Here is a 26,674-nt window from a genome sequence, read left to right as displayed (position 1 = left end):
GGGCTTTTTTGTCGCCGATATGTTGTCATGCAAAAATACGCTCAAAATTGACCGCACTTTGGTTATTCCGATTTTGCTTCTGTTATCGGTCTAATACATCCCATAGGCTGCCTTGTGGCGTGCCGGGGGAGGTAGGTTGGACGGTGGATGGTGTGGATGATACATTACCGGTTGATGATGAGCAGAAACTTTGCCCTTTGTTTGCCCATACGGGAATCGTGCGGTTGCTGCCACAATCCCAACTGCCGTGGGGCGTGATGCCAATCCATTTTATATCTGCCGGTTTTTGTAGTTTTAATTTTTCAATATAAACACGGTTGAGATAATCTTTGTAGATTTGTAATGCGCCGGAGGCTCCGGTGAGTTTGGTTTCGCCGTTGTCATCCCGTCCCAGCCAAATGGTGCTGACATTTTTGCCGTCAATCCCGACAAACCAAGTATCGCGAGCGTCATTCGTGGTGCCGGTTTTTCCCGCAAGATGGAGATCCGCATAGTCATTTTGCAGGCTGCGAGCCGTCCCCCGTTCAACGGTTTGTTGCATTGCAAAGAGGGTTTGGAACGCAGCTTCTCGTGGCACAACTTGGTTGGCTTCTTTATCGTGTTGATAAATGAGGTTGCCTTGGCGATCGGTAATGCTGTCAACCGTGGTCAACTCAATTCTGCCGCCTTGGTTGGCGATAGTTTGATAGAGCTTGGTGACATCATAGGGTGAAATACTGTAAGAACCGAGCAGCATTGCCGGTACTTTCGGAATTTCGACATTATCCCACCCCATCGCTTTTTGGGTGTTGATGACATTCGTTAAACCCACTTTCATCCCGATATTCACCGTTGGAATATTTAAAGAGCGGGCGAGCGCGTCCATCAACATTACCGAGCCACTATATTTGCGATCGTAGTTACGTGGTTGCCACGGTGCGCTGCCTTTTACGTTGATTGTGATCGGTTGGTTATTGATTGGTGTATTTAGGCGGAATTGATCGGGGTGAGAAAGTGCGGTCAAATAAATGGAAGGTTTTACTAACGATCCAATTTGACGTTTCGCCATTAAAGCACGGTTAAAGCCGGCGTATTGGGTTTGTAAACCGCCCACCACAGAACGAATTTCCCCCGTGCGATAATCGGCAACAATCATTGCCCCTTCTAAATGTGGATTTTTGGTTTGAACTTGTAGCTTAGAAACCGTATTGACTACGGCATTTTCGGATTGTGTTTGCTGTTTTAAATCCATTGTGGTGAAAATGCGCGCACCAAGTAGGCTAGACATTTTGTGTTCACCAAGTTGGCGGCGTAAATCCGTTTGTAAAGTTTGAATAAAAGCAGGGTATTTGCGTGAAATTTGTCCTTTCGCCTGCACGCCTAGCGGACGTTTGCTGAGTAATTCGTAGAGTTCATCTCCGATCATTTTATGATCCAGCATTAGTTTTAACACGACATTACGGCGTTCTAAGGCATTTTGTGGATTGCGCCACGGATTATAAAGGGAAGGTCCTTTCACCATTCCCACTAATAGTGCGATTTGATCGAGGCTAATTTCTCGAATGGAACGTCCAAAATAAAACTGACTGGCAAGCTCAAAGCCGTGAATTTGTGTATCGCCGTTTTGACCGAGATAAATTTCATTGAGATAGGTTTCAAGAATACGATATTTGTCATAACGCCAATCAAGCACGAGAGACATTAGGGCTTCGTTGGCTTTGCGGGTAATGGTGCGTTCACTGGATAAAAACAGGTTTTTGACTAACTGCTGTGTTAAGGTGCTGCCGCCCTGCACGGTTTGACCGGCTCGAATATTGGCGATTAAGGCTCGGGCAATACCGATAGGATTAATGCCGTGATGTTCATAAAATCGGCGATCTTCCGTTAAAATGAGGGCATCGATCAGCAAACGGGGATAATTCTGTAAAGGGATAGCGAGGCGATCTTCGTTGTCCGATTGCAACATTGCGATGAGCTTAGGGGCTAAACGAAATTCATCCACCGTTTTCACATTCACCAAATCTTCGATTCGGCTTAATTTATTATCCGTAAAACGCAAACGCAATACTCGTTGAGGTTCGGGCTTATCGGGGAAAGGGAACGCACGGCGCAATACCACAATGGTGTCGTCTTCCAATTTGAAATCGCCCGGTGCGGCAACCATTGTGGTTTGACGATATTCGTTATCAAGCAGAATTTGAATCACTTCATCAAAAGCCAGATTGTCGGAAATTTTCACACTTTCAATACGGCTATACACTTCTGCCGGTAAACGCCAAATTTGACCATCCATTTTTGAACGAATTTGCCAATCCAAATAGCCGCCATAAAAAATAGCTAACACCGCTGCCGTAAAACCGGCTTTGAGCAAAAACATTTTGCAGGCGTGTCGTTTGCTTGGTTTGGTTTCTTGATCTTTTTCTTGTTCGTGGTTTTCGGTCATAGTTGGTTATGTTGGTTAGGCGATAAAATCAACGTAGGCTTCGAGAAAATGGATGAAATCTTGCGTACCGCAAAAAGCGATGCTTTCTTCATCATAGAAATGGAAATCGTCTTCCAAAATTTCATCGGATTCAATGGCGAGATTATTGGCACGCACCATCACTTCATCCGCATTTAAAAACAGGGTATATTCCGCACCGATGAGGGTTTCTTCTTGGTTTTCGGTCAGTTTCTTAGCGAGAGAAAGTGCGGTCAAAATCGCTGTTGGATTTGACCGCACTTCAGTGTTGAACCAGTTGGCGAGGGCAATGTGTTCCATTGAACATTTTACGGAGACATTGCCTAAATAAGCGGTGAATTGAAAATCCATATTAGATGCTAAATGATGAACCGCAACCGCAGGTACTGGTTGCATTTGGGTTATTTACCACAAAACGCGAGCCTTCAAGCCCTTCCGTATAGTCCACCGTACCGCCGATCAAATATTGTAAACTCATTGGGTCGATCACCAGTTGTACGCCGGACTTTTCAATGGTTAAATCGCCTTCGTTCACTTTTTCATCAAAGGTAAAACCATATTGGAAACCGCTGCAACCGCCGCCGGTGATATAAACACGTAATTTTAAATCGTTATTTTCTTCTTCACTAATCAAACTTTTTACTTTGTTGGCTGCCGCATCGGTAAATGTGAGCGGCACGGCAATATTATCTGTCATATTTTATTTTCCACTTTCCTAAAAATGAGTGGGGTATTATCCAATAACCGACTTATTCATTCAAGATTTTTCATAGAAATCCTGTTATAATCCACGCCACATTTTTTCTAAAACAGAGAGAATAATTATGGCTATTCCATTAAGAACCGAAGAGGAAATTATTAAATTGCGTGAAGCCTGTAAATTGGCTTCCGATGTGTTGGTGATGATTGAACCCTACGTCAAACCGGGCGTCACAACGGGGGAATTGGATCGTATTTGCCATGAATATATGGTGAATGAACAAAAAGTGATACCTGCTTGTTTGGATTATCACGGTTTTCCAAAAGCAACCTGTATTTCCATTAACGAAGTGGTTTGCCACGGTATTCCAAGTGAAGACAAAGTGTTGAAAAGCGGTGATATCGTAAACATTGATGTAACGGTGATTAAAGACGGTTATTTTGGCGATAATTCCAAAATGTATATTGTGGGGGGGGAAACCAATATTCGTAGCCAAAAATTAGTCGAAGCGGCACAAGAAGCGTTATATGTGGGGTTATGCACAGTAAAACCGGGAATTCGCTTAAACGAAATTGGCAAAGCCGTACAAAAATACACCGAAGCTCAAGGTTTTAGTGTTGTGCGCGAGTATTGTGGTCACGGTGTTGGCACTGAATTCCATTGCGAGCCACAAGTATTGCATTATTATGCCGATGACGGCGGCGTGATTTTGAAACCGGGAATGGTGTTCACCATTGAGCCAATGATTAATGCCGGTAAAAAAGAAGTGCGTGTTATGGGAGACGGTTGGACGGTAAAAACCAAAGACCGCAGCCATTCCGCACAATATGAACATCAAATTGTTGTCACCGAAAACGGTTGTGAAGTAATGACTATTCGCGATGAAGAAATTGCAGAAGGCAGAATTTCACGCATTATGGTGAATGCTTAGTTTCATTTTGGAAAGCCCACATTGGTGGGCTTTTTCTTTATAATATTCCCACTATTTTTTACTTTGCCCAAATATGATGTTTTTCCCTTTCGAACTCCTTTCACCGTTAACGCCAAGTGCGGTCAAAAATTGGCGTGAAAATCTTAAACAATTTGAACTGGCACATTTCGCCGATTATTCCATTTTTGAACTGATTGAAAACCGCAGCCGATTTTATGATTTATTGCTAGAGCGGTTATGGCAGCAAATGGCATTGAGTGATGAAACAGAACTTTCATTAATTGCCGTGGGCGGGTATGGACGTAAAGAAATGTTCCCCTTATCCGATTTGGATTTTCTTATTTTGACGGTGCAAACACCAACCGTTGAAGTAGAAGAAAAAATTGCACAATTTGTTCGATTTTTGTGGGATAGCGGTTTTGAAGTGGGGCATAGCGTGCGAACCTTAGCACAGTGCGAAAGGGAAGGCAAGCAGGATATTACGATTGCCACGAATTTGTTGGAAGCACGATTTCTTGCCGGAAATCGACCGCACTTTGAGTCACTTTGTGAATGGGTGCAACGGGCGGATTTTTGGTCGAAAGAAGATTTTTTTAACGCCAAAGTTCAAGAACAAATGGAACGCTATCAGCGTTATCACAACACCGCTTACAACCTTGAGCCGGATATCAAATACAGCCCCGGTGGCTTGCGTGATTTGCATTTATTGTATTGGGTGGCACTACGACATACCGGCGCACTCACGCTGGAGACGATTTTACAAAGTGGTTTTATTTATCCGCAGGAATATCAACAGTTGCAGGAAAGCCAAGCCTTTTTGTTTAAAGTGCGGTTTGCCTTGCATTTAATTTTGAAACGCTATGACAATCGTTTGTTGTTTGATCGTCAAATTAAAGTAAGTGCCTTACTGGGTTTTACGGGAGAGGGAAATCAAGGCGTAGAGAAAATGATGAAACAATTTTTCCAAGCATTACGCCGAATTTCATTAATCAGCCATTTATTAATTCAGCATTATCGCGAGCATTTTCTTTCACCGACTTATGATGTGTTTATTCATCAATTAGATGAGGATTTTGAATTGGTGAATGGGCGTTTACGGTTGCGGAATGAAGATTTATTTTTACAAAAACCGGAACGCATTTTAGATTTGTTTTTTTATCTCACCCAATTTGAAACGGCAGTGATTCACCCTGAAACCTTGCGAAAATTGCAACCGGCATTAGAACAATTACCGCAAAAATTATGCCAAATTGCCGCCGCCCGCGAGAAATTTTTACGCTTATTTAATCAACCGAATGCTATTCAACGGGCTTTTATTCCAATGCATCAATATGGCGTGCTGACGGCTTATCTACCGCAATGGCAGGCGATTGAAGGTTTAATGCAATTTGATTTATTCCATATTTACACCGTTGATGAACACACCTTGCGTGTAATGTTGAAATTGGAGCATTTTTTACATAAAGAAAGTGAGAAAGAACATCCAATTTGCCATCGCATATTTAGTCGACTTTCCGACCGCACTTTGCTTTATGTGGCGGCATTATTTCACGATATTGCAAAAGGGCGGGGAGGTGATCACGCAGAACTTGGTGCGGTGGATGTGATAGAGTTTGCAAAATTGCACGGTTTTGATCGGCGTGAAGTGGAAACATTGAGTTGGCTGGTGCAATCCCATTTATTGATGTCGATAACGGCACAACGCCGCGATATTCACGATCCTGAAGTGGTGATGAAATTTGCCGAAAGCGTACAAAATCAGGTTCGGCTTGATTATCTAACCTGCCTTACCGTTGCGGATATTTGTGCGACCAATGCCACCCTTTGGAACAGTTGGAAGCGCTCACTTTTTTCTTCACTCTACGATTTCACCACAAGTAGGTTTAATCAGGAGGGATCGGAATTGTTGGGTCATTCGGAAAAATCAGCAGAAAATCGCCGTTTGGCACGGCAAATTTTACTCTCGGATACGGCTTCTTATTCGTCGCAAGCCATTCAAGCCTTATGGCAGCGTTGTCCCGATGAATATTTTTTGCGTAACACACCAAAACAAATTGCAGGACACACCGCATTATTAATCGATTTTTCCGGCAAACTGCTGGTGAAAGTAACGAATCAGTTTTCCCTTGGTGGGACGGAAGTGTTTATTTACTGTGGGGATCAGGCACATTTGTTTAACAAGGTGGTGACGACCATCGGTGCAAAAAAATTCAGTATTCACGATGCACAAATTATCACCACGCAAGACGGTTATGTGCTTGATAGTTTTATCATTACGGAACTCAATGGTGATTTAGTCAAATTTGACCGCCGGCGAGAATTGGAAAAAGCATTAACATTGGTATTAGAAAGTGATAAGCGTCCGATTTTATCCTTTCCTAAACATCGACAGTTACAACCATTTACGGTGAAAACAGAAGTCCGTTTTTTAAATGAAACGAAGGAAGATCAGACGGAAATGGAATTGATTGCCTTGGATAAACCGGCGTTATTGGCAGAAATTAGTCAAATTTTTAGTGATCTCAATTTGAACTTGTTAAATGCCAAAATTATGACTTTAGGGGAAAAAATAGAGGATTTCTTTATTCTAAAAAATCACGCGGGTAAAGCCTTAACGGTTCAGGAAAAAGAAAACTTGCGTGAAGTGATTTATCAACGGATTTAGGGAAAAAAAAGTGCGGTCAATTTTAACCGCACTTTTTTTATTTTTACTCAACCGCTTTTTTCTTTAAGTAAGCATATAGCTCGTCTTTAACCCGCAATTTTTCTTTTTTCAAGATCTCAATCTCCGTATGAGTGGCAAGCTGAATGTTGTCCTCTTTATTTTTAATGTCGTGATCCAATTCATTGTGTTTTTCAAATAAGCGATCAAAGTAAGCATCCGTGCTTTTCAGTTTGGTGATTAATTCTCTAAATTCAGGAAACATAAGCAAACTCCTCTATGGTTAAAAACTGCTTTTACTTTACGCTTTTTATAAAAAATTCCTAGTTTTGAATGATGAAAATTTGAAGTAGATCACAAAATAAAATCAGCCTTCCGACAGAGGATAAAAGTGCGGTCAAGATTTCTCAATTTTTATAAAATACCGCGTTATCACTTGGCTTTTAACTGGTTTATTTCATTAATCCACGCTAGAATAAAGGCATTTTTTATTTCACTGAATAGTAAGGAAATCTAATGATCGATCCAAATTTACTCCGCAATAATTTAGCGGAAACCGCAGAAAAATTAAAAATTAAACGTAATTTTATTCTCGACACTGAAAAATTGACTGCCTTAGAAGAGCAACGCAAGGATCTCCAAGTCAAAACCGAAACGTTGCAAGCCGAGCGTAATACCCGTTCAAAAGCCATTGGTGCGGCAAAAGCTCGTGGCGAGGACATCGCGCCATTATTGGCAGAAGTGGATAATATGGGCGAACAATTAAATGCCGCAAAAGCACAACTTGATGCCGTGCTTGCCGAAATTAATCAAATTTCATTGACCATTCCAAATCTTCCTGCCGATGAAGTGCCACAAGGTAAAGACGATAGCGAAAATTTTGAAATTTTACGCTGGGGAACGCCACGTACTTTTGATTTTGAAATTAAAGATCACGTTACCTTGGGCGAGCAGGCTGACGGTTTGGATTTTGCCGCCGGTGCGAAGTTAGCCGGCGCACGTTTTGCCGTGATGAAAGGACAAATTGCCAAAATGCACCGTGCATTAGCACAATTTATGTTGGATCTTCATACCGAACAACACGGTTATTTAGAAACCTATGTGCCTTATTTAGTCAACCACGCTACCCTTTATGGCACTGGGCAATTACCAAAATTTGGTGAGGATTTGTTCCATACCAATGCTTTGGAAGGCGAGCAGCCTTATGCCTTGATTCCAACGGCGGAAGTGCCGGTAACAAACTTGGTGCGTGATGTGATTCTTGATGAAGCGGAATTACCGATTAAAATGACTGCCCACACACCTTGCTTCCGTTCTGAAGCCGGATCTTACGGACGCGATACACGCGGTTTAATTCGTATGCACCAATTTGACAAAGTGGAAATGGTGCAAATTGTTGATCCGGATAAATCAATGGAAGCCCTTGAGGAATTAACCGGCCACGCAGAAAAAGTGTTGCAATTATTAAATCTGCCATACCGCAAAGTATTGCTTTGTACCGGCGATATGGGTTTTGGTTCTTGCAAAACCTATGATTTGGAAGTATGGGTACCGGCACAAAATACCTATCGTGAAATTTCTTCTTGTTCAAATATGTGGGATTTCCAAGCCCGCCGTATGCAAGCCCGCTGCAAAGCCAAAGGCGATAAGAAAACCCGCTTGGTACATACTTTAAATGGATCAGGTTTAGCGGTGGGGCGTACTTTGGTTGCCGTGCTGGAAAATTATCAAAATGCCGATGGCTCAATTACCGTACCGGAAGTGTTACGTCCATATATGGGTGGACTTGAGGTGATTGGAAAATAATTTCAAGAGAGACAAAAGTGCGGTTAAAACAAAAGGGTTTTTGACCGCACTTTGACTTGTTCTTTACCAAGAGTCAGATATTTATTCTATTATTCAAGGTGTCAATTCCATATCTAAAAAGCTAGTTTCTTCACAAACTAATTTAGAGTGAATCCATCCTATTATTGTTAATCTCTTCCCACACAAAAAAATCTTCCGATTTTTCGGAAGATTTTTTGGTTGTTCCATATTATAAATTGCGTATGGCTCTAGCCGAATGCAGTATTTCGTTGGAATAGGCTAGTATGGTAGCAATAAATAATTACCATTCATATCCTACGGCAGCTGCACCGACAAGATCACCCCGGGTATCGGAACTACCGGAAAGTTTTATAATTACCTTGCCGTTATCGGAAGCTTTTGAATAGCCCATTGCTATTGCACTTTCACCACGATAGGTTGCAATTCCCGCAGCCAGCTGCGAATGCCCGTCGCGACGTACTTGAGGTAAGTTACCGATAGCTGCTGCGCCGGCAACACCTGCCCGTAGTTTTTTGTCTTGACGATTTAGTTTTGTCTCCAAGTTATTAATACGTTTACTGTTATTGTTCACTTGGTTGGAAACTTGTTTTAACTGTCCAACATTCACTGCATCCGTATTTTGTGTACCGGCAGCAACATTTTGAATTCTGGTTGGTCCCCCAGTACTATTTTTAACCACAATTCCCGTTGCATTTGAGGTGATTGTTGTTGCATTATTTCCTGAGCCTATTTTTACGCTGTCTGTTGCAGTAACCGTCTCAAAGGTCGGTTTAGACGAAGTCGCAATACTAATTTTATGGTTGCTTTGAGTAATATTAATATTTTTACCCGCATCTACCGTCACAGTATTACCCATTTTAACGTTACTTTCACTTGAACCCGTTACATTGCCTTCACTTGCGCTCGTTGTGATGTTCCAACCTTTATTTACTGTTGTATTCGTATCGTTAATCGTTTTTTTAATGTTATCGGATAAACCGTAAACCACTAAACCGTTACTATCTGTCGTCACGTTCAAATCGGAAGTTGCACCAAGGGTGAGAGTATCGGCTTTTTCCAATGACCATTCACTGACTGTTCCATTCGTGTTTTGGGCAGTTGTGTTATTTTTTACTTTAAAACTATCTTTCGCTGCCGTTATTGTTTCTGAGGCATTTTTAATTTGCTTAGAGAGAGAATCTATTGCGGCATAAAGTTGAGAACCATTAATGGCATCTGTTGAAGTTTGGGAAATTAAACCGGCGGCGACATATTGGATGCGGCGTTGATCCTCGTCGTTTCCCACTGATACTACAGAAAGAGGGGTTTTTCCAGCAAAACCGCTATAATTAACACCATTTATTTCTGCTGAATCAACCGTAGTCATTCCTGCGGTAGAATTGGTGCGGCTGGCTTCTGTGACTGAATAGCTGCCTAAAGCAACAGACATATTTTCATTAGCCTCCGACCATGCTCCTAAAGCAGTAGAAGTTATGCCACTAGAAGTAGATGTTGTACCAAGGCTTATAGCATTATGTTGTAATGTTTTCGCGCCCCAGCCAATTGCGATTGAGGAGTCCTCTGTTGATTTTGAATGTAGCCCTATAGAAACACTCCCCCTCCCACTGGATTCAGAAAAAAGACCAACTGCAATTGCGCTATATATTGAAGCATTTGCTGAATGGCCTAAAGCAATTGAATTATCATCTAAGGCACTAGATTGATATCCTAATGCGATGGCACTGTCTTTTTCTGCTTTAGCCACATCTCCAAGTGCTATCGCCTGATTACCCGATGCGTTTGAATATCGACCTATTGCAATGGCCGCATATTCATTTGAAAGACTATTACTTCCCACTGCAATCCCGTAGTTAGAATTTGCTTGAGCTTTACTTCCTACCGTTACAGAGTTTTCCCCATAAGCCTTAGAATTATCACCAAGTGCCATACTATAATCAGCCGATGCATTAGCAAAAGCACCAAATGCTGCAGAGTATGTTTTTTGTGCTTTAGTATTCGTACCAATTGCTAGTGAACTCCCCCCAATTGCACTAGCAGAAAAACCAAGCGCAGAGGATTTCCATCCTTCTGCTTTGGTTGCCGACCCAATTGCTGTTGAACCATATTCTGCGGCATTAGCTCCACTTCCTAAAGCGACAGTATCCACGCCCGTTGCATTAGCGGATGAACCCAATGAAATAGCCCCCGTACTTGTCGAAGTCGCATTACTCCCCAAAGAGATTGAACTTGATCCTGATGAATTGGCGGCATAACCGATACTAACAGACTGTCTGCCACTTGCTTTGGAGTAAATGCCTTGTGAAATGGTTGCAAAATTTGTTGCATTGGATAAATAACCTAAGGCAAGCGCATGATGATCGCTTGCTTTTGAATCTTGACCAATGGCAATAGCATAGATGTTAGACGCGTTTGCATTGTCTCCCAGCGCAATTGTGTAAGTGGCGGAAGCTTTCGCATCATTACCTGTTGATATAGCGTGATATCCGGAAGCATTTGCGCCATAGCCGCTGGCAATTGAGGCTTCTCCTAAAGCTTGTGCTTTGTCTCCTAATGCAAGGCTTGCTGTCCCACTTGCATTTGCACCGGAACCCAGCGCAGTTGCTATATTGCCTGTTGCTTTAGTGCCTAAGCCAATAGCAATTGTGCCGTAATCACTGGTTTTTGCATCGTAACCAATGGCAATGGCGGCATTGCCACGACCTGTTGTTTTATTATTTGCCTGTGCTTCCGATAAAGACGCAGGATCATAAGCATTACTTGCACCTTTACCAATTGCAATAGACCATTGAGTATTGGTTGTCGCATCTGATCCGATTGCCACCCCATCAAAATCTGCTGCTTTAACATTTTTACCGATAGCTACTGAATAAGATCCCGTTACTGTAGCATTATTGCCAATGACAACCGCATCTTCTACATAATCGGCTTTATTTGGTGTTGTGGTACTACCAATAAGAATATTTCTTTTTAAATCATCTTCCGATGATACTGTTCCCTGGTTAATTTTAGTATTTACTATCGTTGTTGCCAAAGAATTTGAGGAAGTAAATAACGCTACCGTAATCGCCGAAAGTGCGGTTAATTTTGTCGCGATTTTATTTGTTGAAGATAGATTGTTTTTGGAGGTCGCCAACTCCGAAGCGACTACCGGCATACCAAATTGATTATGTTTAATTTTAAAAATTTTATTCATACAAACTCACAGAAGATAGTTAAAAACATAGATGACTACACTTGTTCCAAATTATAGGTTTTTTATCTAAATCTCATATAAAAAACGCTAAAACGTATTCCATAAGAACAAATTCGCGGCATATAATAGTAAAAATTGGATATATAAACAATAGACGAAACTTATTGAAATTAAAATTTTTATACGTTTTTCTGGATACTTAAAAATAGTTATTTGGAATAAACATTTCTTAATGTAAATTTGTATTTTTATCGAATACTCGGGTTACCAATACCTAAATGTTTTGGCGATTTGCTTAGATGATTTTTTCAATTCAATGATTAAATTAATAACAGGTCAGATGTCTTATTAGGGGGAAAGTCTTTTCTATAAAGTAAATAAGGATGTTACTTTATAGAAAAGGCATTATTTGGGTAAGAAAAGTGCGGTTAATTTTAACCGCACTTTTTTGTTTGTTATAACACCGCTAATGCCGCATCATAATTGGGTTCATTTTTGATTTCAGAAACCAATTCACTGTGTAACACCTTGTTATTTTCATCCAGCACGATCACCGAACGGGCGGTTAAACCGGCAATCGGCCCTGTTGTAATATTTACGCCTAAATTGTCGTGAACGTCTTTATGACGGAAAGTGGAAAGCGTTTGTACGTTTTCAATGCCTTCAGCCCCACAAAAACGTGCTTGGGCGAAAGGTAAGTCGGCAGATACACATAACACAACCGTGTTTTCTAAATCTGCGGCACGTTGGTTAAATACCCGCACAGAGGTTGCACAAACGCCGGTATCAATACTTGGAAAAATATTTAATACTTTGCGTTTACCGGCAAAAGTGTCCAAACCAATATCCGATAAGTCTTTATTGGTTAAAATCAGGTTATCAATTTTGTCGCCTTTTTGCGGAAAATTGCCTTTCACTTCAATGGGATTCCCCATCATTGTTACGGTTGTCATAAAAGCTCCTATTTTGCTTGGGTTAAATTTAGCACTTTAGAAAGTGCGGTAAAAAATTGGTCATTTTCTTGTGGCAAGCCAATACTGATACGCAAATGATTCGGCATTCCATAGCCTGCGATTGGGCGAACAATCACGCCTTCACGTAATAATGCCTCATAAATCGGCGTAGCAGGTTGTTTAAAATCTATCGTGATGAAATTGCCTTTAGACGGGATATATTCCAAATGATGTGCTTGGCAGAAGGCTTCATAACGCGCCATTTCTGTCCGATTGTTTTCCGCCACTTTCTCAACAAAGGTATCATCGTTCATCACCGCAATGGCAGAAGCAAGTGCCAAACTATTGCAGTTAAAAGGTTGGCGAACACGGTTCAATAAATCGGCAATTTCAGGATGAGATACCGCATAACCAATACGCAAGCCCGCCAAGCCGTAGGCTTTGGAGAGTGAACGGGAAACAATTAAATTCGGGTATTTTTTTAGCAAGCCAAAAGAATCAACCCGTTCCGAAGGTTGGGTAAATTCCGTGTAGGCTTCATCCAACACCACTATCATGTTTTCAGGCACCTTGGCTAAGAAGGCATCAATTTCTTGTTCCGTTAAGAAATTACCGGTGGGATTATTTGGATTGGCAATAAAAATTAATTTTGTTTTATCGGAAAGTGCGGTCAAAAATCCCGTTAAATCGTGTCCCCAATTTTTTGCCGGAATTTCTTTTGCATTCGCATTAATGGCCTTGGTAACAAGGGGATAAACGATAAACGCATATTGTGAATAAATGATGTCATCCCCCTCGGCGGCAAAAGTGTGTGCAAAGAGTTCAAGCAAATCATTTGAGCCGTTTCCTAAAGTGATTTGATTAGGCTGAACACCGAATTTTTTGGCAATGGTTTGCTTGAGTTCAAAACCATTGGCATCCGGATAGCGGGTTAGACTATCTAATTGTTCGCAAATTGCCTGTTTTGCACTTTCGGGAAAGCCGAAAGGGTTTTCATTTGAGGCAAGTTTAACAATATTAGCGATACCCAGCTCACGTTCCAGTTCTTCAATTGGTTTTCCGGCTTGATAGGGAGAAAGAGATTTTACGCCTTGATTGGCAATGTCGATATATTGCATAGTTCTTTATTTTACATTGAAATGTGGGAGGCAACGCCCCTAAAACAATATCGAAACCATCATTGGCGATCACCCCTGATGATTTCGATTTCTTATGACGATTAAGCTAAATTTTCCGCTTCAAATTTTTTCATAAAGTCGATTAAGGCTTCCACGCCTTCTAAAGGCATTGCATTGTAAATTGAAGCCCGCATTCCACCTAATACTTTATGACCTTTTAATGCCTGCAAGCCGGCGGCGGTGGATTCGGCGACAAATTTTGCATCTAATTCCGCATTACCGGTAACAAAGGTGACATTCATTGTGGAACGGTTTTCTTTTGCTACCACGTTGCGATAGAGTTTGCTGGCGTCAATGTAATCATAAAGGGTTTGGGCTTTTAAGCGGTTACGTTTGGCAATAGTGTCCAATCCGCCGATGGCTTTGATATGTTTGAACACGAGAGAACATAAATACCAAGCAAAAGTTGGTGGCGTGTTGATCATTGAATCCGCATCACGTTGCACCGCATAGTTCCAAATGGATGGGGTTTCTTTACGGGCATTACCGATTAAATCATCACGAATGATCACAAGAGTGATACCGGCAGGGCCAAGGTTTTTCTGTGCGCCGGCATAAATTACGCCAAATTTACTCACATCAATTTGGCGTGAAAGAATGTTGGAAGACATATCCGCTACCAAGACGGCATCGCCGACATTTGGCACATCAAAAATTTCCACGCCGCTGATGGTTTCATTCGGGCAGTAGTGAACATAATCATATTGATCGGCAATATCACTAAAATCTAAGCGGGTAATTTTTGTGTGATCGCAATTTTCTACAATGGTGATTTCATCAATTGCGGCAAAATTACGGGCTTCTTTTGCGGCGCTTGCCGACCAGTGACCGCTATTTAAATAAAGTGCTTTCCCTTTTTTGCCGATTAAATTCATTGGTAACGCGGCAAACTGACCACGCGCACCGCCTTGTAAGAAAAGCACCCGATAGTTATCGGGAATATGGTAAATTTCACGCAGATCTTTTTCCGCCTCGGTGATGAGTTCCATAAAATATTTACCGCGGTGGCTGGCTTCCATCACGGAGACGCCTTGTCCTAGCCAGTTAGTGAGTTCTGCCTGTGCTTTGTGTAACACTTCGGGAAAAATCATTGCCGGCCCGGCACTGAAATTAAAGACTTGAGACATTGTGTTTTCCTTGTTTTTTAGAAAAATAATGGGCTACGTTTTATCACTAGAAAAGCGTAGAATCAACGCTTTTTAGCAAAATGCGGACTTTTTTTGATATAGACCACAAATTTTAAATTTAAGGTTTTGACGAATGGAATAAAAAAGGCTAAATTACAGCCGCTTATTTTATTTAATTGAGAGACCCCTTATGGAAATTGTAAATAAAAAATCTTTTCAAGAAGTGTTGGAGTACGTCCGTATGTATCGTTTAAAAAACAAATTAAAACGCGATATTGAAGACATCAATCGTAAGATTCGTGATAACCAAAAACGGGTGTTATTACTTGATAATTTAAACCAATATATTCACGATGATATGGATATTGCTGATGTGCGTGCAATTATTGAAAGTATGCGTGATGACTATGAAGCCCGTGTTGATGATTACACCATCCGCAGTGCAGAACTTTCTACCCAACGCCGCGAAACCAGCGCAAAAATGAAAGAACAGAAAAAAGCCCACGCCGATTTGTTGAAAAAAACAAATAAGATTACGGCATAAAAACCTTGATAAAAACAACCGCACTTTTAATCCCAAAAGTGCGGTTGTTTTTTTAGATTTTTTTCATTGAATGTTGCACAAATTTATCGGCTAACTTGGACAGGGATTGTCCGTTTGGGAGCGTTAAATTCGGTGCGATTTCCATTAATGGCACAATCACAAATTCCCGATTTTGCATATCGTAATGTGGGACGGTTAATCGTTCATTTTCAATCACTTCGTCCCCATAAAGTAAAATATCCAGATCTAACGTGCGTTCGCCCCAACGGCGTAAGCGTACCCGCCCTTGTTCCTGTTCAATGCGTTGCAATTCATCTAATAATGCTAAAGGTGTAAGCATTGTTTCAATTTTTGCAACGGCATTCACATAATCCGGTTGATCTTGCGGGCCGAGCGGTTTGCTTTGATAAAAAGAGCTGACCGAAACCAGCTTGGTTTGTGCTAAACGGTCAATGGCTTTTAAGGCATTGTTCAGTTGTTCAACAGGCGTGTTTAGATTACTGCCAAGGGCAATATAGGCTTGGTTCATTTTTCATTATTCCGCAGTTCTGGGTTTACGGCGTTTACGTGGACGAAAATATTTTTTCTTCGGTTTAGGATGTAAACGTTGCTGTTCCTGCACAAGTTGTTGACGTTGATCGCCATTGCTAAATTGATATTCGTGCCACCACTTGGCAAGCTCTACGGTTTCCCCGCCTTCAATTTCCGCACGCATTACCAATAAATCAAAAGCCGCACGGAATTTAGGGTGTTCCATCACACGCATTGGCGCCGATCCCGTGCGTTTAAGAAGCTGTAATTGTAAGAACCAAATATCACGCATCACCGCAGTATGACGGCGTGGGGCGGCGATAGCCCGACAGAATAAATCCAACACCTCATTACCTGCAAGTGCATAGGCATCGTGATTATTTAATCCCCCCTCGTTCTTCAGGTTTTCCACTTTTTCACGGAGTGGATACCAAAAGAATGCCGCAAATAAAAATGCAGGGTTAATGCGTAATTTATCTGCGATGCGTTCATCCGTTGAGGTGAGTGCGGTGATGATCATTCGCTCCGCAAAGCTATCCTCTTTCGGTGTGAAATAAGTAGAAAGCGAAGGAAAGAGTTGTTCAAATAAACCGTATTGACGTAATAGACGATAGGTTTTGACCCCATATCCCGCTTGCAATAATTTTAAACTTTCATCAAATAAACGTGCCGGCGGAATATTTTTTAACAAATGTGCCAATTCACGAATGGGTGCTTCGCTTGGTTTTTCAAGAAACATATCCAATTTCGCTATAAAACGAATTGAACGTAACATCCGTACGGGATCTTCTTGATAACGCGTAACGGGATCACCAATTAAACGCAATTTACCGGCTTTGAGATCCTCAATACCGTTGAAATAATCACGCAGTGTATTATTTTGCGGATTGTAATAAAGGGCATTTACGGTGAAGTCACGGCGTTTGGCATCTTGCTCAATGGTGCCGTAAACGTTATCACGCAGTAACATTCCTTCATTATTTTGTTTGGCTTGTTGTTCACTACGGGCATCGCTGTGATTCGCACGGAAAGTCGCCACTTCAATAATATCGCGACCAAACATAATATGTGCCAAGCGAAAACGGCGACCAACCAAACGGCATTGACGTTGGAAAATAGCTTGAACCTGTTCGGGACGGGCATTTGTCGCCACATCAAAATCTTTCGGATTTTTGCCTAACAACATATCTCGGATACTGCCGCCTACAATGTAAGCCTCGAAGCCTTGGCGTTGTAATTTTTCCACCACGCTGAGGGCATTACGACTAAACATACGCGGATGAATGCCAAAATTTGAGGCTTTAATGACACTTTTATCATTACGATGGGAGCGTTCGATTTTTTTATTTGCCCGAGATGGAGAGGTTGAAGGCTCAACTCGTCTAGAATGAGCTTTTGTTTGGGCTGCCTGCTTTGGTGCGTTCTCATTTTGCGATTGCACCTTTTTCTTTTTGCCAAACAAATTTTTAATATAAGTAAAAATAATAAACTCCGTTTGTTTTGGTTTAACGTTTATTTAATGATATATCCCAACAGGAAAAGTAGGGACGCCACGCTTGGCGTCCTTAATATTAACCAGTTGAAATTATTGGTATTTTGATATGGACACGAGCGTCGTGTCCCTACAAGCTTATATTTCTTTGCGGCACAATACCGAAAAATACAAAAAGTGCGGTTATTTCCACCGCACTTTTTCTTTCGATTCAACGGTATAAATTAACCCGCGACCTGTTTTTCGCGAATTTCTGCCAAGGTTTTACAATCAATACAAAGATCGGCGGTTGGGCGGGCTTCTAGACGGCGAATACCGATTTCCTCACCACAAGAATCACAATAGCCGAAATCATCGGTATCCAGTTTTTTCAAGGTAGATTCAATTTTTTTCATTAATCTACGTTCGCGATCCCGATTGCGTAATTCGAGGCTGAATTCTTCTTCCTGCGTTGCACGATCCGCCGGATCAGGAAAATTCGCCGCTTCATCGCGCATATGTGCCACCGTGCGGGAGGCTTCTTCCACGATTTGTTCGTGCCAAGCCGTTAAGATTTTTTTGAAGTGAAGAAGTTGAGATTCATTCATATATTCTTCACCTTTTTTAGGCTGATATGGTTTCACTCCTGCCAGATTCAACAAACTCAACGATGCTTTTGACATATCTCACTCCTAATACCAACAGAATTTAAGCGTGAACTTCACGACTTCCTGTCATTGTCATTATGCGTTCTAACGAACCCCGATTTTTTGAGGGCGATATAAATAGCAGAACTTGAATGTTTTAGCAAATAAAATTTCCCCGCTAAATTTTTATTTTCCGATCAGGCTCGCAAAATGAATAAGGGAAGATTGCTTTGGCGGTAAAAACAGCATAGCGTGTGTCCATTTTATCTTCAGATTTTCCTGCTATGCGGTTTAATGTGTTTACTTTGGCAATCGTTATTATTTTTGCCTCGCTCTCATTGATGTTTTTGCCCGATTTTATGTTAATCGGTTGGAAACCAATGTTGCTCTGCAATTTTGCCCTCGCTTTGACCGCACTTTTTTTCTATTGGTTCAAAAAAATCCGGGCTTTTCGTTTTTCGCTTTTCCTGAATTTCAATGTGTTGATATTGGGCTATAGCCATTCTTTCGCCCTTGATTTATTGCACCAAGCGCAAGAAATTATCCCTCAAAAACAACAGCTTACTTTCACTATTGAAGAAATATTACATCAGCGGGAATATCAAACGGTGATCGCCCGTACGAATTTAGAAAAAGAAGGGAGATCGCAACGCATATTTCTTCATTGGAAAGCAGAAAAACGTCCTTTTTTAGGGGAAACTTGGCAGGGGGAGGTTTCTCTCAGACCACTTTCTGCCCGATTAAATTTCGGGGGCTTTGATCGTCAAAAATGGTATTTTTCTAAAGGTGTGATTGCGGTAGGCACGGTGAAAAGTGTGGTCAAAATAAACGAAGATTTTTCGTTGAGGGAAAGCGTATTGCAACGGGCATTAAAACAAACGGAAAATTTACCTTTACAAGGTTTATTAATGGCATTGGCTTTTGGCGAACGGGCTTGGCTTGATAATGGGATATGGGCGGTTTATCAACAAACCAATACCGCACATTTAATTGCCATTTCAGGATTGCATATCGGGTTGGCTATGGGAATCGGTTTTTTACTGGCACGTGCATTGCAATTTTTTCTGCCGACCCGTTTTATTCATCCGCTTTTCCCTTTGTTGTGCGGTGTGACACTTGCCCTCTTTTATGCCTATCTTGCAGGCTTTGCGGTGCCGACTTTTCGTGCCATTTCAGCCCTGATCGTAATTTTTCTGCTACAAATTTTGCGCCGATATTATTCGGCTTTTCAACTTTTTATTTTGGTGGTGGCATTTCTTTTATTTTGTGATCCCCTTATGCCGCTTTCCGTAAGTTTTTGGCTTTCCGTTGGGGCGGTGTGTAGTTTAATTGTCTGGTATCGCTCTGTGCCGTTTTCCCTTTTTCAATGGCGGTATCAACCTTTTCCCCTCAAAATTCGGTGGATGTTAGGGCTAATTCATTTGCAGTTTGGCTTGTTACTATTGTTTACACCGATACAGCTTTTTCTTTTTAATCGCTTCGCCTTATCCGCTTTCTTTGCCAATTTGGTTGCTGTGCCTTTATATAGTTTTTTCCTTGTTCCTTTGATTCTTTTTGCCGTGCTGACAAATGGTGCGGTTTCTTCGTGGCAACTCGCCAATAAATTGGCAGAGTGGATTACGCAAGGGATTGCTTTTTTTCAAGGGAGGGAGGTGTCGGTATCGGTGAATTTATCCTTTATTTTGACCGCACTTTGTTGTGTGATTTTTCTCTTGTTAATTTATGCAATTTATCGTGAAAAACCTTTGCCGCAACAAAATTGGCAAATCAAACCGACACGTTTTTTTACCCTCAATATTGCTCATCCATTGTCGCTAATACAGCGAACACAAATCATCGGAAGTGCCGCGGCACTGGCAATTTTATGTTTATTGACGGTAGTGGGGCGGCAATATACCAAACCGCTTTGGCAGCTTGACACATTAGATGTGGGGCAGGGATTGGCAACATTGATCGTAAAAGATGGCAGAGGCATTTTGTATGATTCCGGTATGGCGTGGCAAAGCGGCTCAATGGCGGAACTGGAAATCCTACCTTATTTACAGCGTGAAGGTATTGTGTTGGATAAGCTGATTTTGAGCCACGATGATAAGGATCATTCCGGTGGTGCAAAAGCAATTTTAAAGGCTTATCCGCAATCGGTGTTGATCAGTTCGTCAGAAAAAAACTATGGCGAAATTGACCGCTCTTCTTGCGTGGTGGGAGAAAATTGGGTGTGGCAGGGTATTTCATTTCGGGTGCTTTCACCTGAAAAAACGGTTGTTCGGGCGAATAATGCGGATTCTTGCGTGATTTTGATTGATGACGGTCAATACCGCGTTTTGCTCACCGGTGATGCCGAGGTAAAAAACGAAGCGCTTTTTGCCCGCACTTTAGCTAAACTTAATGTATTACAGGTGGGACATCACGGCAGTAAAACATCCACAGGGGAATTTTTATTGGCACAAACCAAGCCGGATATTTCCATTATTTCCAGTGGGCGTTGGAATCCGTGGAAATTTCCACATTCTTCAGTGACGGCACGCTTGGTTCAACACAAAAGTGCGGTGGAAAATACGGCAATTTCTGGGCAGATTCGGGTTGAATTTTATCCAAATGATGTTGTTGTTAGGCGTGCCAGAGAGGCTTTTTCGCCTTGGTATGCGCGAGTGATTGGATTATCAAATGAATAAAAGGTACAATGCCGACAATTTTTTACGGAAGATAATCCCTATGCAAGATCAAAAAATGCAAGACAAAGACCTTTCCACAATGCAAACCTTTAAACGCTTGTGGCCGATGATTAAACCTTTTAAGTCGGGATTGGTTGTCGCCGCTATCGCTTTAGTTCTCAACGCCTTGGCAGATTCGGGTTTGATTTATTTATTAAAACCCTTACTTGATGATGGGTTTGGCAAAACCGATCACAGTTTTTTAAAGATGATGGCATTTGTGGTGGTTGGAATGATTTTCTTGCGTGGCGTGAGTAGTTTCATTTCTAACTATTGCTTGGCGTGGGTGTCGGGTAAAGTGGTGATGACAATGCGCCGCCGTTTATTTAAACATTTGATGTTTATGCCGGTGAGTTTTTTCGATAGCAATCCCAGTGGAAAACTTCTTTCCCGTATCACCTATGATTCCGAGATGATTGCCAATTCATCATCAAATTCCTTGGTAACCATTGTGCGTGAAGGGGCGTATATCATTTCTTTACTTGTGGTGATGTTTTACACAAGTTGGGAATTGACTTTAGTGCTTTTTGTGATTGGCCCGATTATTGCCGTATTGATTCGTTTGGTTTCAAAAATTTTCCGCCGATTAAGCAAAAATATGCAAGATTCAATGGGAGAGCTTACCTCCACCACCGAACAAATGCTCAAGGGGCATAAAGTGGTGCTTTCTTTTGGCGGACAATATGTGGAAGAAGAGCGTTTCAACCACGTGAGCAACGATATGCGCCGTAAAGGAATGAAAATGGTGACGGCAGATGCGATTTCTGATCCGGTGGTACAAATTATTGCTTCACTTGCCTTAGCCGCCGTGCTTTATTTGGCAACCACCCCACTCATTGCCGATGATCATTTAAGTGCGGGATCATTTACTGTCGTCTTTTCTTCAATGCTTGCAATGATGCGTCCGCTTAAATCTTTAACCAACGTCAATTCTCAATTCCAACGCGGAATGGCAGCCTGCCAAACTTTGTTTTCAATTTTGGATCTTGATGTGGAAAAAGATACCGGCACACACAAAGCCGAACCGGCAAAAGGGGAACTTGAGTTTAAAAATGTAACCTTTACATACCAAGGAAAGAATGAACCGGCATTAAATCATATTTCATTTTACGTTCCCGCCGGTAAAACCGTGGCATTGGTGGGACGTTCCGGCTCAGGAAAATCCACTATTGCAAATTTAGTAACGCGTTTCTACGATATCTCAGAAGGCGAAATTTTGTTGGATGGCGTGAACATTCAAGATTATCGCCTCTCTAATTTACGTGAAAATTGTGCCTTAGTATCGCAACAAGTGCATTTATTTAACGACACTATTGCCAATAACATTGCTTATGCCGCCGGTGATAAATACACAAGGGAAGAAATTGTTGCCGCTGCAAAAGCCGCTTATGCGTTAGAGTTTATTGAAAAGCTACCGCAGGGATTTGACACCGTTGTGGGCGAGAATGGTGCAAGTTTATCGGGAGGGCAACGTCAGCGTTTAGCCATTGCCCGTGCATTATTGCGTAATTCACCTGTGCTGATTTTAGACGAAGCCACCTCCGCACTTGATACCGAATCCGAGCGTGCCATTCAAGCCGCACTTGAAGAACTGAAAAAAGATCGCACCGTGTTGGTGATTGCCCATCGCCTTTCTACTATTGAAAATGCCGATGAAATTTTAGTCATCGACCACGGTGAAATTTGCGAGCGTGGTAATCATAAAACATTGCTTGAACAAAACGGTGCCTATAAACAGTTACATCGAATGCAGTTTAACGGCTAAATTTTAAAATGCAGGACGCGGGTTGAAAAACTCGCGTTGTGTTATCCGCACTTTTAGCAAGGATCAATTATGCCATTTTGGTACACCCATTCTAAACTCGCTTGGCTCCTTTTGCCCTTTTCTTGCCTTTTTTGGATTATTAGTCAATTTCGCCGTGTTCTTTTTTTACTTGGCGTAAAATCCATCTATCGAGCGCCAAAACCGGTTGTGATTGTGGGGAATTTATCCGTCGGTGGAAACGGCAAAACGCCTGTGGTTGTGTGGCTTGTTGAAGAACTTAAAAAACGGGGACTTCGTGCAGGTGTAATTTCCCGTGGTTATGGCAGTCAATCGAAAAGCTATCCCTTGCTTGTGACGGAAAAGACGAACCCCATTGCGGGAGGGGATGAACCTGTTCTTATTGCAAAACGAACCGGCGTACCGGTGGTGATCTCACCCAATCGCCGTCAAGCCATTGAATTACTCTTGAAACAAGGGGAGTGCGACATCATTGTTTCTGACGATGGTTTGCAGCATTATAAATTGCAACGGGATATTGAAATTGTGGTGATGGATGCCGAACGCGCTCTTGGTAACGGTTTTGTGTTACCGGCGGGGCCGCTGCGTGAATTGCCTGCCCGCTTAAAAACCGTTGATTTTGTGATTGCTAATGGGGGAAAAAACCAATATGCCGATGCCGTGATGAGGTTAGTTCCCCATTATGCGATAAATTTAAAAAACAGTGAAAAACGCCCGTTAAGTGCGTTTCAATCAGGCTCGGCGATAGCCGGTATTGGCAATCCTCAACGTTTTTTCACTATGCTGGAAAAACTGGGGATCACCTTAAACCACAAGCAAGCATTTCAAGACCATCAACATTTTGAAGCGGCACAGTTAGAAAAAATCACCGAAAATCAACCGCTCTTTATGACAGAAAAAGATGCTGTAAAATGCCAAGCCTTTGCAAAAGAAAATTGGTGGTATGTGCCGGTAGTAGCAGAAATAACAGAAGCAGAAGAACAGGGCGAAAAATTACCGCACTTTTGGACAAAAATTGATGAATTGGTGGAAAAATACCGAAATGCCTGAACGTCTAAATCCTAAATTGCTCGAAGTGATTGCTTGCCCACGTTGTTTTGGACGTTTGCAATATGATGTGGAAAATCAACGATTAATTTGTCGTTATGAGCATATTGCATACCCTATTGAAAATGGCGTGCCACTGCTTTTGGTCGAAAAAGCCGAGTTCATTCGAGATAATTAAGCATTGAAGCTACCACCAAAATATTCGCTACTATGCCGCCATTGCACAAAATATAATTTAAAAATTAATCTATTTCATTGCACTTATGGCGTAGCAACACGTCTTAATATTTTAGAAGGAAGATTTTATGTCATTTACCGTTATCATTCCCGCCCGATTTGCCTCCTCACGTTTACTGGGCAAACCCCTTGCCGACATAGCCGGTAAACCGATGATTCAACACGTGTTTGAAAAAGCCCGACAATCCGGTGCAAGCCGAGTGATTATCGCCACGGATAACGAAAATGTGGCGCAGGTTGCGAAAGATTTTGGTGCAGAAGTTTGTATGACTTCAGAACATCATCATTCCGGTACGGAGCGTTTGGCGGAAGTGGTGGAAAAATTAGCGATTGCCGATGAGGAAATTATCGTAAATATTCAAGGGGATGAACCGCTTATTCCTCCGGTGATTGTGAGCCAAGTGGCGGAAAACTTAGCAAAATTTAACGTCAATATGGCAACCCTTGCGGTGAAAATTCACCAAGCGGCCGAATTATTTAATCCGAATGTGGTGAAAGTATTGACGGATAAAGACGGCTATGTGCTGTATTTTTCCCGTTCCGTTATTCCTTACGATCGCGATCAATTTATGCATTTGCAAACACCGACAAAAGCAGAATTAGCCGACATCTATTTACGCCATATCGGCATTTATGCTTACCGTGCCGGCTTTATTAAACAATATGTGCAATGGAAGCCGACCCAACTGGAAAATTTGGAAAAACTTGAGCAATTACGCGTGTTATGGAACGGGGAGCGTATTCATGTTGAACTCGCCAAAGAAGTGCCGGAAGTGGGCGTGGACACGGCAGAAGATCTGGAAAAAGTGCGGTCAATTTTGGCAGTAAATTAAGATGTTTGACTCCAAAAAATTTCTGGCGGATGTGTCGCACGAACCCGGTGTTTATCGTATGTATGACGATAAAGATCAGGTGATTTACGTAGGGAAAGCAAAAGATCTAAAAAAACGGCTATCCAGCTATTTTCGTGCCAATCTGAGCAGTAAAAAAACGGAAGCTTTGGTCGCATCCATTCACCATATTGATACCACCATTACTTCTTCCGAAACGGAAGCACTGCTATTAGAGCATAATTTTATTAAACTTTATCAGCCCCGCTATAACGTGTTATTGCGGGATGATAAGTCTTATCCCTTTATTTTATTGACCAAAGAACGTCATCCGCGTATTGCCGCTTACCGAGGTTCAAAAAAAATTGCAGGCGAATATTTCGGGCCTTATCCGCACGCCGGGGCAGTGCGCGAAACCCTTTCTTTATTGCAAAAATTATTTCCCGTCAGACAGTGTGAAAATTCTGTTTATCGCAATCGTTCCCGCCCTTGCTTGCAATATCAAATCGGGCGTTGTTCCGCACCTTGCGTGAAGGGCTATGTGACGGATGAAGAATATCATCAACAAGTGGAATTGGCTCGTTTGTTTCTTCAGGGCAAAGATCAGCAGGTGCTGGATTATTTGATCGGTAAAATGGAACAGGCGAGTCAAGCACTTGATTTTGAACAGGCGGCACGTTATCGCGATCAAATTCAAGCCGTGCGTTCCGTCATCGAAAAACAATTTGTTTCTAATGAACGCTTGGATGATATGGATATTATGTCCATTGCTTACCAACACGGTTTAGCGTGTGTGCAGGTGATGTTTATTCGCCAAGGTAAAGTGTTGGGAAATCGTAGTTATTTTCCCAAAGTACCGGCAAATACCGATCTTTCGGAACTCACAGAAACCTTTGTCGGGCAGTTTTATTTGCAGGGACATCAAGGTAGAAGTATCCCAAATAGCATTATTGTGGATCGTAAACTGGCGGAAAAATCCGAATTAGAGCAATTATTGACCGAACAAGCCGGTAGAAAGGTGACGATTCAAGAAAGTGTGAAAGGCGATAAGAGCAAATATCTGCAACTGGCACAAGTGAATGCCAAAGCGGCATTGGCAACCCAGCTAAAACAATCTTCACGAATGTCGGAACGTTATCAAGCCTTGTGTGAATTGCTTGAGGTATCGGAAATTAAACGAATGGAATGTTTTGATATTAGCCACACGATGGGCAATCAAACGGTTGCCTCTTGCGTGGTGTTTAATCAAGAAGGGCCGTTAAAAGCCGACTATCGCCGTTTTAATATTGAAGGGATTACCGGCGGTGATGATTATGCGGCAATGGAACAGGCATTGAAAAAACGTTATGACCGAGATCTGGAACAAGACAAAATTCCCGATATTATTTTTATTGATGGTGGTAAAGGGCAGTTAAATCGGGCTTTGGAAGTGTTCGCCAACCTCAATGTAAAATGGGACAAAAATCGACCGCACTTAATTGGTGTGGCAAAAGGGGTGGATCGCCGTGCGGGGCAAGAAGTGTTGATTATCAGTAAACAAAACCGTGAAATTCATTTGCCTGATGACAGCTTGGCATTGCATTTGATTCAACATATTCGAGATGAAAGCCACAACCACGCCATTAGCGGACATCGCAAAAAACGCCAAAAAGCCTTCACCCAAAGTGGATTAGAAACCATTGAAGGGGTCGGGGCAAAACGCCGCCAAGCGTTATTGAAATATCTTGGCGGCTTGCAAGGCGTAAAAAATGCCACTTTAGATGATATTGCCTCTGTTCCGGGCATTTCCCGTAAATTGGCGGAAACGATTTTTGAAACCCTAAAAAGCTGACAAATTAGCCATTGCTTTTCTTCATAAAGTG

The 26,674-nt window shown here is 41.9% G+C and carries 21 protein-coding genes; 10 read left to right on the top strand and 11 right to left on the bottom strand.

The genetic code is table 11. The features are described from left to right. Positions 1–82 precede the first annotated feature (82 nt). From mrcB to erpA, 3 genes are read right to left on the bottom strand one after another with little or no spacing between them, the layout of a single operon-like run. Positions 83–2,422 carry a penicillin-binding protein 1B gene (gene mrcB / locus BKL49_RS06005; protein ID WP_077423695.1) on the bottom strand — a complete coding sequence of 780 codons (2,340 nt, stop codon included), beginning with the start codon at positions 2,420–2,422 and terminating at the stop codon, positions 83–85. Positions 2,423–2,437: 15 nt separating this feature from the next. Continuing rightward, positions 2,438–2,791, bottom strand: a complete 354-nt coding sequence (locus BKL49_RS06000) for a YacL family protein (protein ID WP_077423694.1) — start codon at positions 2,789–2,791, stop codon at positions 2,438–2,440. 1 nt (position 2,792) lies between these two features. Then, positions 2,793–3,137, bottom strand: coding sequence for an iron-sulfur cluster insertion protein ErpA (erpA, locus tag BKL49_RS05995; RefSeq protein ID WP_077423693.1), 345 nt, complete (start codon positions 3,135–3,137; stop codon positions 2,793–2,795). A 127-nt stretch (positions 3,138–3,264) separates the two neighbouring features. Between erpA and map the strand changes: the two genes are divergently transcribed. Further along, positions 3,265–4,071: a type I methionyl aminopeptidase gene (gene map / locus BKL49_RS05990; RefSeq protein ID WP_077423692.1), complete on the top strand. Its 807-nt coding sequence runs from the start codon at positions 3,265–3,267 to the stop codon at positions 4,069–4,071. A 73-nt stretch (positions 4,072–4,144) separates the two neighbouring features. Next, the gene (glnD, locus tag BKL49_RS05985) at positions 4,145–6,736 is read left to right on the top strand and encodes a bifunctional uridylyltransferase/uridylyl-removing protein GlnD (RefSeq protein WP_077423691.1); all 2,592 of its coding nucleotides are present in this window, start codon (positions 4,145–4,147) and stop codon (positions 6,734–6,736) included. A 43-nt stretch (positions 6,737–6,779) separates the two neighbouring features. Here glnD and BKL49_RS05980 read toward each other — a convergent pair whose 3' ends face one another. Continuing rightward, the gene (locus tag BKL49_RS05980) at positions 6,780–6,998 is read right to left on the bottom strand and encodes an HP1242/YdcH family protein (RefSeq protein WP_077423690.1); all 219 of its coding nucleotides are present in this window, start codon (positions 6,996–6,998) and stop codon (positions 6,780–6,782) included. Positions 6,999–7,249: 251 nt separating this feature from the next. Here BKL49_RS05980 and serS point away from each other — a divergent pair, with 251 nt between their 5' ends. Then, complete coding sequence (gene serS, locus BKL49_RS05975) at positions 7,250–8,539, top strand: serine--tRNA ligase (protein ID WP_077423689.1); 1,290 nt, start codon at positions 7,250–7,252, stop codon at positions 8,537–8,539. Positions 8,540–8,840: 301 nt separating this feature from the next. Here serS and BKL49_RS05970 read toward each other — a convergent pair whose 3' ends face one another. The 4 genes from BKL49_RS05970 to serC all read right to left on the bottom strand — a co-directional run bounded on the left by BKL49_RS05970 (position 8,841) and on the right by serC (position 15,011). Beyond that, complete coding sequence (locus BKL49_RS05970; RefSeq protein WP_077423688.1) at positions 8,841–11,753, bottom strand: YadA-like family protein; 2,913 nt, start codon at positions 11,751–11,753, stop codon at positions 8,841–8,843. 455 nt (positions 11,754–12,208) lie between these two features. Beyond that, positions 12,209–12,706 carry a thiol peroxidase gene (gene tpx, locus BKL49_RS05965; protein ID WP_077423687.1) on the bottom strand — a complete coding sequence of 166 codons (498 nt, stop codon included), beginning with the start codon at positions 12,704–12,706 and terminating at the stop codon, positions 12,209–12,211. An 8-nt stretch (positions 12,707–12,714) separates the two neighbouring features. After that, a complete protein-coding gene (gene hisC / locus BKL49_RS05960; RefSeq protein WP_077423686.1) occupies positions 12,715–13,824 on the bottom strand; it encodes a histidinol-phosphate transaminase in 1,110 nt (369 codons plus the stop codon). Positions 13,825–13,925: 101 nt separating this feature from the next. Further along, positions 13,926–15,011, bottom strand: a complete 1,086-nt coding sequence (serC, locus tag BKL49_RS05955; RefSeq protein ID WP_077423685.1) for a 3-phosphoserine/phosphohydroxythreonine transaminase — start codon at positions 15,009–15,011, stop codon at positions 13,926–13,928. Between the two features lie 190 nt (positions 15,012–15,201). Here serC and BKL49_RS05950 point away from each other — a divergent pair, with 190 nt between their 5' ends. Further along, positions 15,202–15,555, top strand: coding sequence for a DUF496 family protein (locus BKL49_RS05950; RefSeq protein ID WP_077423684.1), 354 nt, complete (start codon positions 15,202–15,204; stop codon positions 15,553–15,555). A gap of 52 nt (positions 15,556–15,607) precedes the next feature. On the opposite strand, the gene folK is transcribed toward BKL49_RS05950, so the two are convergent. The 3 genes from folK to dksA all read right to left on the bottom strand — a co-directional run bounded on the left by folK (position 15,608) and on the right by dksA (position 18,240). After that, positions 15,608–16,084, bottom strand: coding sequence for a 2-amino-4-hydroxy-6-hydroxymethyldihydropteridine diphosphokinase (folK, locus tag BKL49_RS05945; protein ID WP_077423683.1), 477 nt, complete (start codon positions 16,082–16,084; stop codon positions 15,608–15,610). Between the two features lie 6 nt (positions 16,085–16,090). Next, a complete protein-coding gene (pcnB, locus tag BKL49_RS05940; protein ID WP_167367122.1) occupies positions 16,091–17,548 on the bottom strand; it encodes a polynucleotide adenylyltransferase PcnB in 1,458 nt (485 codons plus the stop codon). Positions 17,549–17,802: 254 nt separating this feature from the next. Continuing rightward, positions 17,803–18,240, bottom strand: a complete 438-nt coding sequence (dksA, locus tag BKL49_RS05935; protein WP_077423682.1) for an RNA polymerase-binding protein DksA — start codon at positions 18,238–18,240, stop codon at positions 17,803–17,805. A gap of 248 nt (positions 18,241–18,488) precedes the next feature. On the opposite strand from dksA, the gene BKL49_RS05930 reads away from it, so the two are divergent. From BKL49_RS05930 to uvrC, 6 genes are all read left to right on the top strand, one after another. Then, positions 18,489–20,876: a DNA internalization-related competence protein ComEC/Rec2 gene (locus BKL49_RS05930; RefSeq protein WP_077423733.1), complete on the top strand. Its 2,388-nt coding sequence runs from the start codon at positions 18,489–18,491 to the stop codon at positions 20,874–20,876. Positions 20,877–20,916: 40 nt separating this feature from the next. Continuing rightward, positions 20,917–22,680, top strand: a complete 1,764-nt coding sequence (msbA, locus tag BKL49_RS05925; RefSeq protein WP_077423681.1) for a lipid A ABC transporter ATP-binding protein/permease MsbA — start codon at positions 20,917–20,919, stop codon at positions 22,678–22,680. A gap of 69 nt (positions 22,681–22,749) precedes the next feature. Beyond that, positions 22,750–23,748: a tetraacyldisaccharide 4'-kinase gene (gene lpxK, locus BKL49_RS05920; protein ID WP_077423680.1), complete on the top strand. Its 999-nt coding sequence runs from the start codon at positions 22,750–22,752 to the stop codon at positions 23,746–23,748. Next, the gene (locus tag BKL49_RS05915; RefSeq protein ID WP_077423679.1) at positions 23,741–23,923 is read left to right on the top strand and encodes a Trm112 family protein; all 183 of its coding nucleotides are present in this window, start codon (positions 23,741–23,743) and stop codon (positions 23,921–23,923) included. Before lpxK ends, BKL49_RS05915 begins: the two co-directional genes overlap by 8 nt. A 127-nt stretch (positions 23,924–24,050) precedes the next feature. Then, positions 24,051–24,815 (top strand): 3-deoxy-manno-octulosonate cytidylyltransferase, encoded by a 765-nt coding sequence (gene kdsB, locus BKL49_RS05910; RefSeq protein ID WP_077423678.1) that lies wholly within the window; start codon positions 24,051–24,053, stop codon positions 24,813–24,815. Position 24,816: 1 nt separating this feature from the next. Further along, positions 24,817–26,643: an excinuclease ABC subunit UvrC gene (uvrC, locus tag BKL49_RS05905; RefSeq protein ID WP_077423677.1), complete on the top strand. Its 1,827-nt coding sequence runs from the start codon at positions 24,817–24,819 to the stop codon at positions 26,641–26,643. Positions 26,644–26,674: the final 31 nt, after the last annotated feature.

This window comes from Rodentibacter myodis (assembly GCF_001999305.1).
GTDB lineage: Bacteria > Pseudomonadota > Gammaproteobacteria > Enterobacterales > Pasteurellaceae > Rodentibacter > Rodentibacter myodis.
Note: the sequence above shows the minus strand (reverse complement) of the source record. Positions and strands in the feature narration are given on the sequence as shown.